Here is a 16550-nt window from a genome sequence, read left to right as displayed (position 1 = left end):
GAAAACCCGTGGTATACGCCACCTACCCTGACCTCGCCGGCAAGCGCGTCGTGATCACGGGCGGCGGCACCGGCATTGGCGCGGCCATCGTCGACGCCTTCGCCAAACAGGGCGCGCACGTTGTCTTCCTCGATATCCAGGACGAGGCCTCGAAGGCGCTGGAGCAAAGCTTGGCAGGTGCGCAACATCCGCCGCGCTTCATCCATTGCGACCTGACCAACCTCGACGAGGTCGGCGCCGTGTTCCAGCAGATCGAGCGCGAACTCGGCCCGGTTGAAGTCCTGGTCAACAACGCCGCCAACGACAACCGCCACCAGGTGGAAGACGTCACCGCCAAATACTGGGACGACAGCCTGGCCGTCAACCTGCGCCACCAGTTCTTCTGCGCGCAGGCTGTGGCGCCGGGCATGAAGGCTGCGGGCGGCGGCGTGATCCTGAACTTCGGCTCGATCTCCTGGCACCTGGCGCTGGGCAAGCTGTCGCTGTACATGACCGCCAAGGCGGCAATCGAAGGCCTGACCCGCGGCCTAGCCCGCGACCTCGGCGCCGACGGCATCCGCGTCAATTGCATCATTCCCGGCTCGATCAAGACGCCGCGCCAGATGGCGCTGTGGCATTCGCCGGAAGACGAAGCCGCGATCCTGGCCGCCCAGTGCCTGCACGAGCGCGTGGAACCGGATGACGTGGCTGCGCTGACCCTGTTCCTCGCTTCCGGCAATGCGGCGCGCTGCTCCGGCCGCGATTACTTCGTCGACGCTGGATGGTACGGATCGTGAGCTCGCCGCAATGCATCTGGGAAGTCGGCGCCACACTGGCCGAAGGGCCGGTCTGGCATGCCGCGGAACGCGCCTTCTATTTCGTCGACATCAAGGGCCGCCGCCTGCACCGCTGCAATGAGAATGGCGGTGAACGCCTGAGCTGGCAGGCTCCTGCCGAGATCGGCTTTGCGCTGCCGATGGCCGATGGCGATTTCATTTGCGGCCTGCCGGGAAAGCTTGCGCGCTTCACCGCCGCCGGCAAGTTCGAGACAGTATTGGAAATCGAAACCGGGCAGCCGGGCAACCGCTGCAACGACGGCTATATCGATGCCAACGGGCGCCTGTGGTTCGGCACCATGGACAACGGCGAATCCGCTCCCACTGGTTCCTTGTACCGCCTCGATGCACGCGGCCTGCAAGCCATGGATGGCAACATCATCATCACCAATGGCCCCTGCCACAGCCCGGACGGCAAGACCTTCTACCACACCGACACCCTGGCGCGCGTGGTATATGCCTACGACAGCGCAGCTGACGGTACGCTGTCGAACAAGCGCGAATTCGTACGCTACGCGCATGGCGTGCCCGGCCACCCGGACGGCAGCGCGGTCGACGCCGAGGGCCACCTCTGGATCTCCCTGTTCGGCGGCAGCCGCATCGAACGCTATGCGCCGGACGGCAAGCTGGCGCAAACTATCCCGATGCCCTGCCCTAACATCACCAAGGTCGCTTTCGGCGGCGCCGACCTGCGCACGGTCTTCGTCACCACCGCGCGCAAGGGCATGAGCGAAGAAGCCCTGGCCGCACACCCGCTGGCTGGCGGCGTGTTCACCTTCCGCGTGGACGTGCCCGGCCTGCCGCAACATCAATTCGACAGGAAAGCAGCATGAGCACCCGCCGCTATCGTTCGCAGGACTGGTTCGACAATCCGGACCACATCGACATGACCGCGCTGTATCTCGAGCGCTTCATGAACTACGGGATCACGCCGGAAGAGCTGCGCAGCGGCCGCCCGATCATCGGCATCGCGCAATCGGGCAGCGACATCAGCCCATGCAACCGGATCCACCTCGACCTGGCCAAGCGCGTGCGCGACGGCATCCGCGACGCGGGCGGCATACCGATGGAATTCCCGCTGCACCCTATCTTCGAGAACTGCCGCCGTCCCACCGCCGCCATCGACCGCAACCTGGCCTATATGGGCCTGGTCGAGATCCTGCACGGCTACCCGATCGACGCCGTGGTGCTGACCACCGGCTGCGACAAGACCACCCCGGCGCAGCTGATGGCCGCATCCACCGTCGACATTCCCGCCATCGTGCTGTCCGGCGGGCCGATGCTCGATGGCTGGCTCGATGGTGAACTGGTTGGCTCGGGCGCCGCGATCTGGAAAGGCCGCCGCCAACTGGCAGCAGGCCAGATCGACAACGAAAAGTTCCTCGAGATCGCCGCCGCTTCGGCACCGTCAGCGGGCCACTGCAACACCATGGGCACCGCCTCCACCATGAACGCCATGGCCGAAGCACTGGGCATGTCGCTCACCGGCTGTTCCGCCATCCCGGCGCCCTACCGCGAGCGCGGCCAGATGGCCTATGAAACCGGGCGCCGCATCGTCGAACTGGCGCAGCAGGACATCCGGCCGTCGTCGATCCTGTCGCGCGAAGCCTTCCTGGACGCTATCGTGGTCAATGCCGCCATCGGCGGCTCCACCAACGCCCAGCAGCACATCATGGCCATGGCACGCCACGCCGGCGTCGAGCTGCACGAAGACGACTGGATGACCTACGGCCACGACATCCCACTGCTGCTGAACATGCAGCCTTCCGGCAAATTCCTCGGCGAGCGCTTCCACCGCGCTGGCGGCGTGCCAGCCATCATGTGGGAGCTGCACAAGGCGGGCAAGCTGCGCGCCGACCGCCCGACCGTCACCGGCCGCAGCATGGCGCAGAACCTGGAAGGCCGCGAGAGCGCCGACCGCGAAATGATCACGCCGTTTGACAAACCGCTGAAAGAGCAAGCCGGCTTCATGGTCTTGCGCGGCAACCTGTTCGATTTCGCGATCATGAAAAGCAGCGTGATCTCGGAAGACTTCCGCAACCGCTACCTGCGCCGTCCCGGCCAGGAAAACATCTTTGAATGCCGCGCCGTGGTATTCGACGGCTCCGGCGACTACCACGCCCGCATCAACGATCCTTCATTGGGCATCGACGAGAACACCATCCTGGTGATCCGCGGCGCCGGGCCGGTGGGCTGGCCCGGTTCGGCGGAAGTGGTGAACATGCAACCGCCGGATGCGCTGATCAGGAAAGGCATCAACAACCTGCCGACCCTTGGCGACGGCCGCCAGTCCGGCACCTCCGACAGCCCGTCGATCCTGAACGCCTCGCCCGAAAGCGCGGTGGGCGGCGGCCTGGCCTGGATCCGCACCGGCGACACGGTGCGCATCGACCTGAACACCGGCAGCTGCAATATGCTGGTGGACGACGAAGAAATTGAACGCCGCAAGCAAGACGGCGTGCCGCCTGTACCGCCTAGCCAGACGCCATGGCAGGAAATCTATCGTGCCACCGTGGGCCAGATGGCCAACGGCGCGTGCATGGAGCTGGCACTGGCTTACCGGGGCGTCGCGAACGACACGCCGCGCCACAATCACTGACCCGGCACGAACCGGGCCCGATAAATAAAGAGGAGACATCCATGAACAGCATTGCCCTGGAAAATACCGAACCCAGTCATGAAGAGGAGAACACTGGCCTCATCATCCTTATCAGCTGCGTAGCCACCATCGGCGGCTTCCTGTTCGGCTTCGATAGTGGCGTCATCAACGGTACGGTCGATGGCCTGAAGCAGGCTTTCCACTCGACCTCCGCCGGCATCGGCTTCGAAGTCGCTTCGATGCTGCTTGGCTGCGCGATCGGCGCCTTCTTCGCCGGCCGCCTTGGCGACCGCTGGGGGCGCCGTGCAGTGCTGATCATTTCCTCCGTGATGTTCCTGCTGTCGGCGCTGGGCGCAGGCTGCGCGACGACATCGGCGGTGTTCATCGCCGCCCGCGTACTGGGCGGCTTTGCCGTCGGCGCGGCCAGCGTGATGTCGCCGGCCTACATCGCCGAAGTCGCCTCGGCCCGCTATCGCGGCCGTCTCGCAACCGTCCAGCAGATCGCCATCATCAGCGGCCTGTTCTGTGCCTTCCTCAGCAACTATATGCTGGCGAAAGCAGCCGGCGGTTCGACCGGCGTACTGTGGCTCGGCCAGGAAGCGTGGCGCTGGATGTTCTGGATGATGGCGATTCCATCCGCGCTGTTCCTTCTGCTCCTGCTGGCGATTCCTGAAAGCCCGCGCTTCCTGGTCGTGAAGAAGCGCACATCCGAAGCCATGGCCGTGCTGGAGCGCCTGTATGGCGCCTCCGCAGCCAAGGAGAAGTTCGCGGCGATCGACGTCTCGCTGTCCGAAGACCACCATCGCCCACGCCTGTCCGACCTGATCAACAAGGCAACCGGCAAGCTGCGTCCTATCGTCTGGGTCGGCATCGGCCTGGCGACATTCCAGCAGCTGGTCGGAATCAACGTCGTGTTCTACTACGGCGCGGTGCTGTGGCAGGCCGTTGGCTTCTCCGAGAGCGATGCGCTGCTGATTAATGTCCTTTCGGGTGCACTGAGCATTGGCGCCTGCATCGTCACCGTGTTCCTGATCGATCTCATTGGCCGCAAGCCCTTGCTGTGGATCGGCTCCATCGGCATGGCGGTGACGCTCGGCCTGGTCACGCTCGCATTCGCCAGCGCGTCGCTCGACGCAAGCGGCAAGCTGACGCTGTCCGGCTCGATGGGCGTGCTTGCGCTGATCGCCGCCAATGTCTACGTGATCTTCTTCAACCTGTCGTGGGGCCCGGTCATGTGGGTCATGCTGGGCGAGATGTTCCCCAACCAGATTCGCGGCTCCGGCCTGGCAGTCGCAGGCGCTGCGCAATGGACATCGAATTTCATCATCACGGTGACCTTCCCTATCCTGCTCGGCGGCATCGGCCTGGCTGGCGCATACGGTATCTACACCGTCGCCGCCGTGATCTCCCTGTTCTTCGTCCTGCGCTATGTGCATGAAACGCGCGGCAAAGAGCTGGAGCAGATGGAAGGCTAAGCAGGTTCAAGAAAAATATAAAACGAATACAACTACTGGAGACACAGCATGAAACGCAGGCAGTTCCTCTCATCCCTATCCGGCGCGGCTAGCGTAGCCGCCCTCGGCACGCCGGCAGCCATGGCTGCCGCAGCGGCAAGGCCCGTGTACAAAGACCCCGCCGCGCCGGTGCCGGCCCGCGTAAAAGACCTGCTCGGTCGCATGACGCTGGAGGAAAAGGTCGCGCAAATGCTGTGCATCTGGCAGGAGAAAGGCATCATCCAGGACGCCAACGGTGAATTCTCGGCCGCGAAAGCCGCCAAGGCTTACCCGAATGGCCTCGGCATGCTGGCCCGCCCTTCCGACCGCCAGGGCGGCGCCGAAGCAGGCGGCGCCGGCGACAGCGGCGCCCGCGCCAACCGCAACGCGCAGGAGACCGCAACCTACACCAACGCCGCGCAGAAATGGGCCGTCGAACAGACGCGCCTCGGCATTCCGCTGTTCATGCACGAAGAATCCCTGCACGGCTACGTGGCGAAGGACGCCACCAGCTTCCCGCAGGCGATCGCGCTCGCATCGACTTTCGACCCGCCGCTGGTACGCAAGGTATTCAGCGTCGCCGCCCGCGAGATGCGTGCCCGCGGCGCCAACCTGGCACTGGCGCCGGTGGTCGACGTGGCACGCGAACCGCGCTGGGGCCGCATCGAAGAAACCTTCGGCGAAGACCCGCACGTGTGCGCCGAGATGGGCAAAGCAGCCGTGCTGGGCTTCCAGGGTGAGGAACGCAAGCTGGCCAAGGACAAGGTGTTCACGACGCTGAAGCACATGACCGGCCACGGCCAACCGGAAAGCGGCACCAACATCGGTCCCGCCGAAGTCACCGAACGCACGCTGCGCGAAGAATTCTTCCCGCCATTCGAGTGCATCATCAAGGAAACCAATGCGGCCGCCGTGATGCCTTCGTATAACGAGATCGGCGGCCTGCCATCGCACGCCAACCACTGGCTGCTGCACAAAGTGCTGCGCGAAGAATGGGGTTTCAAAGGCCTGACAGTATCCGACTACTTCGGCGTCAAGGAACTGATCACCCGCCACCGCCTCGCCGACATGCCGAAGGACGCCGCCACGCGCGCCGTCAAAGCCGGCGTTGACATCGAAACCCCGGACGCCTTCGGCTACCAGCTCCTGCCACAACTGGTAAAGGAGAAAAAGGTCAGCGTCGCAGAAATCGACACCGTGGTGTCCCGCATCCTCGAATGGAAATTCCTCTCCGGCCTGTTCGAACAGCCTTACGTCGACGCCGCCATCGCCGACAGCCTGACCGCCACGCCGGAGGCCGTTGCCCTGGCCCGCGAGGCTGCCGCGCGCGCCGTCGTGCTGCTGAAGAACGACAAAGGCCTGCTGCCGCTGGACGGCAAGAAGGTCGGCAAGGTGCTGCTGCTCGGCACCCACGCCAAGGACACCCCGATCGGCGGCTATTCCGACGTGCCGCGCCACGTGGTCTCGGTGTACGAAGGCCTGCAAGCCGAAAGCCAGCGCCAGGGCTTCCAGCTCGAATACCGCGAAGGCGTGCGCATCACCGAAGAACGGATCTGGGGCAAGGACGAAATCATCTTCACCCCACCGCAGACCAACGCCAAGCTGATTGCCGAAGCCGTTGCCGCCGCGCGCAACGCCGACACCATCATCATGGTCCTGGGCGACAACGAACAGACCAGCCGCGAAGCCTGGGCCGACAACCACCTGGGAGACCGCCAGACGCTGGATATGCTGGGCCAGCAGAACGAACTGGCCAAGGCCATCTTCGACCTCGGCAAGCCAACCGTGGTCTTCCTGCTGAACGGCCGCCCGTTGTCGGTCAACCTGCTGGCCGAACGTGCCGACGCGCTGGTGGAAGGATGGTACCTCGGCCAGGAAACCGGCCACGCCGCCGCCGACGTCCTGTTCGGCCGCGCCAACCCGGGCGGCAAGATGCCGGTGTCAGTAGCGCGCCACGTCGGCCAACTGCCGATCTTCTACAATCACAAGCCAAGCGCCCGCCGCGGCTACATCGACGGCAGCACCAAGCCGCTCTACCCGTTCGGCTATGGCCTGAGCTACACCAGCTTCGCATTCAGCGAGCCGCGCCTGGCGCAAGCCACCATCGCCGCCAACGGCAGCACGAAAGTCAGCGTCGACGTCACCAACACCGGCAAGCGCGCCGGCGACGAAGTGGTGCAGCTGTACATCCGCGACGACATCAGCAGCGCTACCCGTCCCGTACTGGAACTGAAAGGCTTCCAGCGCATCACGCTGCAGCCTGGCGAGAAGCGCACCGTCACCTTCAACATCAAGCCGGCCGACCTGCAGTTCTACAACGCCGACATGAAGCGCGTTGTCGAACCGGGCAACTTCACCATTTCGGTGGGCCCGGACAGCGCAACCTTGAAATCGGCCAAACTACTGGTCAGTTGACGCTAGAATGTCCACTTTCGAGTCGGGAGCGAAAGTGGACATCACTCAAGTCAAAGCCCACTGCGCCAGCCTGCCTGGCGCAGACAGCCTGCTGCATGCACCGCCGGTCAATGTACTGAGCTACAAGGTCGGCGGCAAGACCTTCGCCTACTTCAAGACCAGCGAACCGGAACAGTGGCGCTTCAGTTTCCGCGCCACGCCCGACCGCTTCCTCGAACTCACCGGCATGCCCGGCGTAAAACCGGCACGCTACATGGGCCGCTTCCATTGGGTCACGATTGTCGACGTGCGCCGCTTCCCGGAAGACTACCTGGTCGAACTGGTGCAATGGTCCTACGACAAGGCATTCTCCTCGCTGACAAAGGCACGCCAGCGCGAGATCAAGGCTTAGGGAAAGCGTAGGTCAGCGAATAGTTGCCGCTGCCCGAATACGACTTCACCTGCGCGTAGTAATAGCCCGCCGTGCCGTTGTAGCTGATCGACTCGCTGGAAGTATTGCCCTCGCTGGAAGCGACCTTGGTCCACGCGCTACCCGACCACTTGTACAGGAACAGGTCGAAGTCGGCACCGGAAGGACCGCTCAGTTGCAGCGAGAAGGCGCCAGCGCCGGCCTGCACCCAGCCAGGCGACGCGCTAGGCGCAATGGCGCTGCCGCCGTTGGCCAGGGTGCCGGTTTGCGTGACCGAGCCGGAGCCGGTGTACTTGGCAAACACCTTCTTCACCGCGCCCTCATTCACGGCATGCCACGGATACCCCAGCGTGCGCATGCGCGAGTTCTCTGTCGGACGGTACTTACCCGAGCCGCAGTACTGCGCGCCCACGAAAGTGCCGACAGTACCGTTCGGATACACGCCCAGGCCGGTCGGAACGGCCGTGCTGCCCGCAATCAGGCTGCCCCATTTGACGGAACGCGTGCCGTTCAGCGACACATTGACTTCGGTCGGCTCGCTGCTGGTGTTGCAGGTGCCGTACTCGTATTCGTCCGCCAATGCAAACGCCGTATGGCCGATTTCATGCAAGGCCACCTCGATCGACTGCTCATGCATCGACAGCGTTGCCACTGCGCCACCCGAACCGCCGTAACGCGTCGAGTTCGCGATTACCACAATCACATCGCGCGCATCGGGCGCCAGCACGGAAGCCGCGATATTGGTCGCCTTGGTATTGTTCACGCACAGCAGGCGTTCGATGTTGTAGCAAGCGAATTCCCCATCCATCGCCGTATCGCGATAGATGCCCTTATCGAGTTCGTCCACGCCCGACTGGTTACTGGCCACGTCGACTCGATGGATATTCATCGAAGCGCGGTTGGCATTGAACAGCGGATCGGCCAGGAAGCCATTGATCACCTTCTGCGCATCGGCGCGCCACTTATCCATTTCCGCAGCGGTGTAGCCGTCGCCGATGAACACATAGTCCATATGCGTCGCCGCGCTGCCGTTGTTCAGGATGGTCGTCGCGGTGGCGGAAGGCGTCGCCGCCAGCATGGCCGAGCGCGAGGCCTTGCCGCTCGCTGCCGCCTGTTCCAGGGTGCCGCGATCGAAACGCGCCAGCGCAGCAGGTGCTGCAAGAGCCGTCTTGGCGCCGGTGCTGGCACCCTTCTTCGGCAGCACCTCCACGCTCGCGGTGGCTTTGTCGAATGGCAGCGACACCTCAAAGCTGCCCTCACGCTGCTGCACCGTGGTCGACAGGTCGATAGCGCCCGAACGCGGATTGAAGGTCTCCACATGTCGGCGCAAACCATTGTTGACGCTCACCTCATGCAGCACGCGTCCCTGGGCATCCTTGGCGACCACCACCCACTGGTCATCCTCCGCGCCCTGGCGCACATTGGGCGTCACAGCAAACTTGCCCACTTCCGCATGCAGGGGTTTGAACTCCGCCCCGCTACGGCCTTCAGCAAAGCCGATGCGCAGCGAGATATTGTCGGCCTGTGCAGCACCCGCCGCCGCCAGCGCGAGCAGCACCAGTGAGTTTCGAAGTAAAGCCATGTTCTCTCTCCATTTGTTGTGGTTTGGAACTGGAGATTCTGTGGCCGATCAAAGAGGCGGCGCGTGCAAAAACGCGCGCAATTTGCACAATCCTGCTTTTAACAATTGTTACAGCGGCTGGCGCGCCACGCCGCAGGCGACAGGCCGTACTGCGTCGTGAAAGCGCGCGTGAAATGGCTGGCACTATGAAACCCGAACTCCTCCGCAATGTCGACAATGCGCGCCTCCCGGCCTGCGAGTGCCATACATGCCTGCTCCAGGCGCCGGGTCAGCACATAGCGATGCGGCGGCAAGCCGACCGCCCGATGGAACTCGCGCGAGAAATGCGCCGCACTCATGCCGCACAGGGACGCCAGTTCCGCATTGGCCAGCGGCGCATCCAGGTGATCTGAAATATGCCGCAGCACGCGGCGCAGGCGCGCACCGCCGAGGGAGCTGTCGGCGCCTTGGGCCGGGCGCGAATAATGTTCGAGCAGGTAGCAAGCCAGGGCCATGGCCAGGTGGTCGCACATCTCCGCCGCCAGCGGCCCGGCCAGCGCCTGCGCATCGAGCATCTTGCGCACCAGGTCGGATACCATGCGGTCGGAAGTGAACTGGCTAGCCGCCAGCGTGGCATCGATATCCTCGCCGCGCTGCGCCGCCAAGCGGTCCAGTAGCTGCACCGGCAGGAAGACATTCACGATATCGCAGCCGCTCAACTGGCTCCAGCGCCCCTGCTCCCCTGGCGGACAAAGACGAAAGCGGCTCGCTCCGATGGTCCCGCCCCAGACCGGCGTATCGCCGTGCCAGATGCGCGCATCGAGCGGCTCCATCATCAGCGCCAGGCGGTAAGTGCCCGGATGCGGGCTTACGGAGCGAATGGCGTGATCCGGCCCATCGCTGGTCCACCGCCCCAACGCAGCCCCCGATCCGGGAAGCGGCCCGACACAGGCATTCAGCGAGTGCACGCCCGCCATCCTGAACCACCGCTCAAGCTCTTCGACGCTCTCCATCGAAGCAATATACCCCACCTACAGCCGAGCCCGTGTCACACCATGGGGTCACACCCCAAGTGTGACACGGGCTCGGCTGGAATCAGCGTCCAGGCCGGGCGTTTCAGCACAGGAGTGTCGCTGCCTACCAACTTGGAATCCGCTGCGGATGGGCTATAACGATAAATGGACGCCAGTTTCCCCGCCAACCATAAGAAGGAGCGCCACCATGAGAACAATGGCATTTGCGGTACTAGCGGTTTCTACCCTGCTGAGCGCCAACGCGCCAGCCAAGGATAAAGGCAAGGCCATGGAAGATGTGGTCTGGCCGGCCGAGTCGGTGAAATGGGAAGCCGGCCCGGTTGCCGGCACCAAGGTTGCCAAGCTGTGGGGCGACTGGATGAAAGGCGGCCCTTACGGCGTGCTGGTGAAGTTCGACGCCGGGCAGGTCAACGCCCTGCACCACCACACCCACGCGCTGAAGATCGTGATCATGTCCGGCACTTTCGTGCATAAATCCGATGGCGCCCCTGAAACCAAGCTGGGCCCGGGCTCTTACCTGATGCAAGCGCCCGGCAAAAAGCACGTCAGCGGCTGTGCAACCGGTGCAGACTGCACCTTCTTCATGACATCCGACGGCAAGTTCGATTTGATTGACGATTCGAAGGCCGCGGCAAGCGATAAAAAGTAGTCGAGAAACGAGTGAGGTCACATCTCGTGGCCTCAGGCCTTCCCGTAAGTGAGCATGAACTGCAAAATGGCGCGAATTTCCGCCTCAGTCGCGGAGGGAAGGTGAAATACGTCACGATCATCCCAGGTCATCTTGGACTCGGTCAGCTTGACCATGTGGGCGCCGAAGTGATCCATATTGAAGGCTGCCCCAAGCGCATGCCCACGCGGCGGCATCGTGTTGAAAATGATCCTGAAACTGCGGTCAGGCATCTGCCGAATCACCGGCTCGCAATTGGCGTCGAAGCCTCTCGCCTGGACTTCGCCATAGCTTCGGGCATGTTTCGCAATAATGGACGAATAGCTGAAGCGGCGCACACCGCCGTAGCGCTGGTTTACATGGATCGTGACATCATTGTCCAGCCTGACCTTGACAACGGCACCCTTCGCGTCTTTCGTCTCGACCTCGATCTCCTCGCCGCCTACCAGTGCATCAAACAGCTTGCGCTTGGCAGGGTGCAGGCGTGCCACGATTTCCGCATGATTGTTTGGCAAGTCATACAGGCCGCTGAACATCGACTCATGCAGGTACATTTTTCCATCATCGCCCACAGTCGTCGCGTCACAGGTGATTTGGAGGGATTCGGCCATAGCGCTCTCAAACAGAATGCAGAAAATACTGATTGTAGTATGCAATTGGCGCCTGACAATATTTCTGGGGCTGGCGCAAATAAAAACGCCACCCAATGGTGGCATTTTTGCAGCAGTTTGTTAATTAGACCCTACCATTTCGCGCCAGCGGGCTTCCAGCAATGCGTCTCGCCTATACTGGTGAGTCCGAACTACCTATCGTGGAACATGACAACGTTGGGGTGGGATGCTACTTGCTGCAACCATATCGCCTCCTGGGCGCAACTGCAGGATCGCCAGACTGGCCGCAAGTTCTACTTCTTTTCCGTTCACTTCGACCACGAAGGCGAGGTGGCGCGCCGGGAATCGGCTAAGCTCATGCTGCGAAAGGTAAAGGAAATTGCCGGCTCCGAGCCAGTGATCGTGGCCGGCGATTTGAATTCCGTCCCGGAGACCGAACAGGTTGCCATCATGAAGTCTCGGCTGGCCGATGCATTCGATATCAGCGCGAAGCCAGCCTATGGCCCGGTATTGAGCTACGCAACACTGACCGATTAACTCCACGGCCGCTTCCCATCCGATCACCTGCCTGTGCTGATCAAGGCCAGGATCAACTGAAGAGCCCGTGTCACCCTTGGGGTGTGACCCCATGGTGTGACACGGGCTCTGCCGTAGCGCAAAAAAAAACGCCACCCGAAGGTGGCGTTTTTTCTGGCGTTGAAGCGGATTACGCTTCGTCGCTGTGGTGCGGTTCGTCCGCTGGCAGTTCGGCCACGATCGCGGCGCGTTCTGCTTCCAGCAGCGCTTTGCGCTCTTCGGCTTCCCACACTTCCTTCTCTTTGCGGGCGCGGTGGAAGGCCAGGCCGGTACCGCCTGGGATCAGGCGGCCGACGATGACGTTTTCCTTCAGGCCGCGCAGACCGTCGCGCTTGCCCATGATCGCGGCTTCGGTCAGCACGCGGGTGGTTTCCTGGAACGATGCGGCCGAGATGAAGGAGTCGGTCGACAGCGATGCCTTGGTAATACCCAGCAGTACGTTTTCGTACGTTGCAGGGATCTTGTTCAGGGCATTGACGCGATCGTTTTCTTCCAGCAGTTCGGAACGCTCCACCTGCTCGCCGACGATGTAGTCGGTGTCGCCGGCGTTGGTGATCTGCACGCGGCGCAGCATCTGGCGAACGATCACCTCGATGTGCTTGTCGTTGATCTTCACGCCCTGCAGTCGGTACACGTCCTGCACTTCGTCAACGATGTAGCGTGCCAGCGCTTCGATACCCAGCAGGCGCAGGATGTCTTGCGGATCGGCTGGGCCGTCCACGATCATCTCGCCCTTGTTCACCACCTGGCCGTCGTGCACCAGCACTTGCTTGTCCTTGGTAATCAGGAACTCGTGCTTGTTGCCGTCCATGTCGGTGATTTCCAGACGCTGCTTGCCCTTGGTTTCCTTACCGAAGGCCACGGTACCGGTGACTTCCGCCAGCATGCCCGCGTCTTTCGGCGAACGTGCTTCGAACAGTTCCGCCACGCGTGGCAGACCACCGGTAATGTCTCGGGTCTTCTGCGATTCGGTCGGGATACGCGCCAGAACCTCACCCACGGACACTTGCTGGCCGTCTTTCACCATGATCAGCGCGCCGACCTGGAAGCCGATCGCCACTGCGTGTTCGGTGCCGGCGATCTTCACTTCGCCGCCGTCTTCGTTCAGCAGTTTCACCTGTGGACGCAGGGCCTTGCCTGGGGAACCACGACGCTTGGCGTCGATCACCACCAGGGTGGCCAGGCCGGTCACTTCGTCGACCTGGCGAGCCACGGTCACGCCTTCTTCGATGTTCTCGAAGCGGATGGTACCGGCGTACTCGGTAATGATCGGACGGGTCAGCGGGTCCCAGGTTGCCAGAGGAGCGCCGGCCTTCACAGCCATGCCATCCTTGACGATCAGGGTCGCGCCGTACGGTACCTTGTGACGCTCGCGCTCACGGCCGTGGTCGTCGGTGATCAGCACTTCGCCGGAACGGGAAATGACGATCTGGGCGCCCTTGCCGTTGGTGACGTAACGCATCGTGGCGGTGAAGCGCACGGTGCCGTTCGACTTGGCTTCGACGGACGATGCCACTGCTGCACGCGATGCCGCACCACCGATGTGGAAGGTACGCATGGTCAGCTGGGTACCAGGTTCACCGATCGACTGCGCTGCCACCACACCGACTGCTTCGCCGGCGTTGACCAGCAGGCCGCGGCCCAGGTCGCGGCCGTAGCACTTGGCGCACAGGCCGTAGCGGGTGTCGCAAGTCAGCGGGGTACGGACCTTCACTTCGTCGATGCCGACGCGTTCGATCTCTTCCACCATGTCTTCGTCCAGCAGGGTGCCGGCTTCGTACAGGGTAGCCTGGGTCTCTGGGTTGACGATGTCGGTGCCTGCCACGCGGCCGAGGATACGGTCGCGCAGGGCTTCGATCACTTCACCGCCTTCGACCATCGCCTTCATCAGGGTGCCGTTGGAAGTGCCGCAATCGTCTTCGATCACCACCAGGTCCTGGGTCACGTCGACCAGACGACGGGTCAGGTAACCGGAGTTCGCGGTCTTCAGCGCGGTGTCGGCCAGACCTTTACGAGCGCCGTGGGTCGAGATGAAGTACTGCAGAACGTTCAGGCCTTCGCGGAAGTTCGCGGTAATTGGCGTCTCGATAATCGAGCCGTCTGGCTTGGCCATCAGGCCTCGCATACCGGCCAGCTGGCGAATCTGTGCTGCGGAACCACGCGCACCGGAGTCGGCCATCATGTAAATCGCGTTGAACGATTCCTGGGTCGACTGGGTGCCGTCGCGGCGCACCACGTCTTCCACCTTCAGGTGGTCCATCATCGCCTTGCCGACTTCGTCGGAGGTCTTGCCCCAGATGTCGACGACCTTGTTGTAACGTTCGCCGGCGGTGACCAGACCGGAAGCGTACTGCTGCTCGATCTGCTTCACTTCCGCTTCGGCGGTCGCGATCAGGGTCTTCTTCACTTCCGGTACCAGCATGTCGTCCACGCAGATCGAAATACCGGCGCGGGTTGCCAGGCGGAAGCCCGACTGCATCAGCTGGTCGGCAAACACCACGGTTGCGCGCAGGCCGCACTTGCGGAAGGAAGTGTTGATCAGCTTGGAGATCTCTTTCTTCTTCAGCGGACGGTTCAGTACGCTGAATGGCAGGCCTTTCGGCAGGATCTCGGACAGGATGGCGCGGCCAACGGTGGTCTCGTAACGGGTCACGGTACGGACGAACTCGCCGGTTGCTGGATCCTTTGGATTCTCAACGATACGCACGGTGATGCGGGTCGCCAGTTCCACTTCCTTGTTGTCGTACGCGCGGATCACTTCCGACACGTCCGGGAACATCATGCCTTCGCCCTTGGCGTTCACTGCTTCGCGGGTCGCGTAGTACAGGCCCAGCACGATATCCTGGGAAGGAACGATCGATGGTTCGCCGTTCGATGGGAACAGGATGTTGTTCGAAGCCAGCATCAGGGTGCGGGCTTCCATCTGTGCTTCGATCGACAGAGGAACGTGGACTGCCATCTGGTCACCGTCGAAGTCCGCGTTGAACGCGGCGCAGACGAGCGGGTGCAGCTGGATCGCTTTACCTTCGATCAGCACAGGCTCGAAAGCCTGGATACCGAGACGGTGCAGGGTTGGTGCACGGTTCAGCATGATCGGATGTTCGCGGATCACTTCTTCCAGGATGTCCCACACCACTGGCTCTTGCACTTCGACCAGCTTCTTGGCGGCCTTGATGGTGGTCGCGAGACCCATCAGTTCCAGCTTGTTGAAGATGAATGGCTTGAACAGTTCCAGGGCCATCAGCTTTGGCAGACCGCACTGGTGCAGTTTCAGCTGTGGACCCACCACGATCACGGAACGGCCGGAGTAGTCGACGCGCTTACCCAGCAAGTTCTGACGGAAGCGGCCGCCCTTACCCTTGATCATTTCAGCCAGCGACTTCAGCGGACGCTTGTTAGCGCCGGTCATCGCTTTGCCGCGACGGCCGTTGTCCAGCAGCGAGTCAACTGCTTCCTGCAGCATGCGCTTTTCGTTACGCGTGATGATCTCTGGAGCACGCAGCTCCATCAGGCGCTTCAGACGGTTGTTACGGTTGATGACGCGGCGATACAGGTCGTTCAGGTCGGAGGTCGCGAAGCGGCCGCCATCCAGCGGGACCAGTGGACGCAGTTCCGGTGGCAGCACCGGCAGCACTTCCATGATCATCCAGTCTGGCTTGATGCCGGAACGCTGGAATGCTTCCAGCACTTTCAGGCGCTTGGCGTACTTCTTGATCTTCGCTTCGGACTTCGATTCCTTCAGTTCCACGCGCAGGGCTTCGGCATCGCGGTGGATGTCGATCGAGCGCAGCAGTTCGCGGATACCTTCAGCGCCCATGAAGGCGGTAAAGTCGTCGCCGTACTCTTCGTACTTGGCGGCGTAGTCGTCTTCCGACATGATCTGGCACTTCTTCAGCGGGGTCATGCCTGGATCGGTCACGACGTATGCTTCGAAATACAGGACGCGTTCGATATCGCGCAGGGTCATGTCCAGGACCATGCCCAGGCGCGACGGCAGCGATTTCAGGAACCAGATGTGGGCAACCGGCGAAGCCAGTTCGATGTGGCCCATGCGCTCACGGCGCACTTTGGCCAGGGTCACTTCAACGCCGCATTTTTCGCAGATGACACCGCGGTGCTTCAGGCGCTTGTACTTGCCGCACAGGCATTCGTAGTCCTTGATCGGGCCAAAGATCTTGGCGCAGAACAGGCCATCGCGCTCTGGCTTGAAGGTACGGTAGTTGATGGTCTCCGGCTTTTTGACTTCGCCGTAGGACCACGAACGGATTTTCTCAGGAGAGGCCAGACCGATCTTGATCGCGTCGAACGACTCGTTTTGCTGTACTTGCTTGAATAAATCGAGCAGGGCTTTCATGTATCACTCCAGATAG

General features: G+C 62.4%; 12 protein-coding genes. 8 read left to right on the top strand and 4 right to left on the bottom strand.

The genetic code is table 11. From position 1 onward, the window contains the following. Positions 1 to 8 precede the first annotated feature (8 nt). The 6 genes from ACN9MW_RS03595 to ACN9MW_RS03570 are packed head-to-tail and all read left to right on the top strand — an operon-like array spanning position 9 to position 7713. Positions 9 to 776, top strand: a complete 768-nt coding sequence (locus ACN9MW_RS03595; protein ID WP_426172110.1) for an SDR family NAD(P)-dependent oxidoreductase — start codon at positions 9 to 11, stop codon at positions 774 to 776. Then, a complete protein-coding gene (locus ACN9MW_RS03590) occupies positions 761 to 1648 on the top strand; it encodes an SMP-30/gluconolactonase/LRE family protein (RefSeq protein ID WP_426167639.1) in 888 nt (295 codons plus the stop codon). The genes ACN9MW_RS03595 and ACN9MW_RS03590 overlap by 16 nt, the downstream gene beginning before the upstream one ends. Continuing rightward, the gene (locus ACN9MW_RS03585) at positions 1645 to 3414 is read left to right on the top strand and encodes an IlvD/Edd family dehydratase (protein WP_426167637.1); all 1770 of its coding nucleotides are present in this window, start codon (positions 1645 to 1647) and stop codon (positions 3412 to 3414) included. The genes ACN9MW_RS03590 and ACN9MW_RS03585 overlap by 4 nt, the downstream gene beginning before the upstream one ends. 41 nt (positions 3415 to 3455) lie before the next feature. Then, positions 3456 to 4889: a sugar porter family MFS transporter gene (locus tag ACN9MW_RS03580; RefSeq protein WP_426167635.1), complete on the top strand. Its 1434-nt coding sequence runs from the start codon at positions 3456 to 3458 to the stop codon at positions 4887 to 4889. A gap of 48 nt (positions 4890 to 4937) precedes the next feature. Beyond that, the gene (locus ACN9MW_RS03575) at positions 4938 to 7322 is read left to right on the top strand and encodes a glycoside hydrolase family 3 N-terminal domain-containing protein (RefSeq protein ID WP_426167633.1); all 2385 of its coding nucleotides are present in this window, start codon (positions 4938 to 4940) and stop codon (positions 7320 to 7322) included. Positions 7323 to 7356: 34 nt separating this feature from the next. Next, complete coding sequence (locus tag ACN9MW_RS03570; RefSeq protein ID WP_426167631.1) at positions 7357 to 7713, top strand: MmcQ/YjbR family DNA-binding protein; 357 nt, start codon at positions 7357 to 7359, stop codon at positions 7711 to 7713. Here ACN9MW_RS03570 and ACN9MW_RS03565 read toward each other — a convergent pair. Then, a complete protein-coding gene (locus tag ACN9MW_RS03565; RefSeq protein WP_426167629.1) occupies positions 7703 to 9313 on the bottom strand; it encodes a M64 family metallopeptidase in 1611 nt (536 codons plus the stop codon). The genes ACN9MW_RS03570 and ACN9MW_RS03565 overlap by 11 nt on opposite strands. 98 nt (positions 9314 to 9411) lie before the next feature. Beyond that, positions 9412 to 10305, bottom strand: a complete 894-nt coding sequence (locus ACN9MW_RS03560; RefSeq protein WP_426167627.1) for a helix-turn-helix domain-containing protein — start codon at positions 10303 to 10305, stop codon at positions 9412 to 9414. Between the two features lie 208 nt (positions 10306 to 10513). On the opposite strand from ACN9MW_RS03560, the gene ACN9MW_RS03555 reads away from it, so the two are divergent. Continuing rightward, the gene (locus ACN9MW_RS03555; RefSeq protein WP_426167625.1) at positions 10514 to 10975 is read left to right on the top strand and encodes a cupin domain-containing protein; all 462 of its coding nucleotides are present in this window, start codon (positions 10514 to 10516) and stop codon (positions 10973 to 10975) included. 32 nt (positions 10976 to 11007) lie between these two features. Here ACN9MW_RS03555 and ACN9MW_RS03550 read toward each other — a convergent pair whose 3' ends face one another. After that, positions 11008 to 11604, bottom strand: a complete 597-nt coding sequence (locus ACN9MW_RS03550; RefSeq protein WP_426167623.1) for a hypothetical protein — start codon at positions 11602 to 11604, stop codon at positions 11008 to 11010. A 39-nt stretch (positions 11605 to 11643) separates the two neighbouring features. Between ACN9MW_RS03550 and ACN9MW_RS03545 the strand changes: the two genes are divergently transcribed. Next, entirely contained in the window at positions 11644 to 12141 is a 498-nt protein-coding gene (locus tag ACN9MW_RS03545; RefSeq protein WP_426167621.1) for a hypothetical protein, read from the top strand. A gap of 169 nt (positions 12142 to 12310) precedes the next feature. On the opposite strand, the gene rpoC is transcribed toward ACN9MW_RS03545, so the two are convergent. Further along, positions 12311 to 16534 (bottom strand): DNA-directed RNA polymerase subunit beta', encoded by a 4224-nt coding sequence (gene rpoC / locus ACN9MW_RS03540; protein WP_426167619.1) that lies wholly within the window; start codon positions 16532 to 16534, stop codon positions 12311 to 12313. Between the last annotated feature and the right edge of the window lie 16 nt (positions 16535 to 16550).

The organism is Pseudoduganella sp. R-34 (genome assembly GCF_049904655.1).
Lineage (GTDB): Bacteria > Pseudomonadota > Gammaproteobacteria > Burkholderiales > Burkholderiaceae_D > Rugamonas.
Note: the sequence above shows the minus strand (reverse complement) of the source record. Positions and strands in the feature narration are given on the sequence as shown.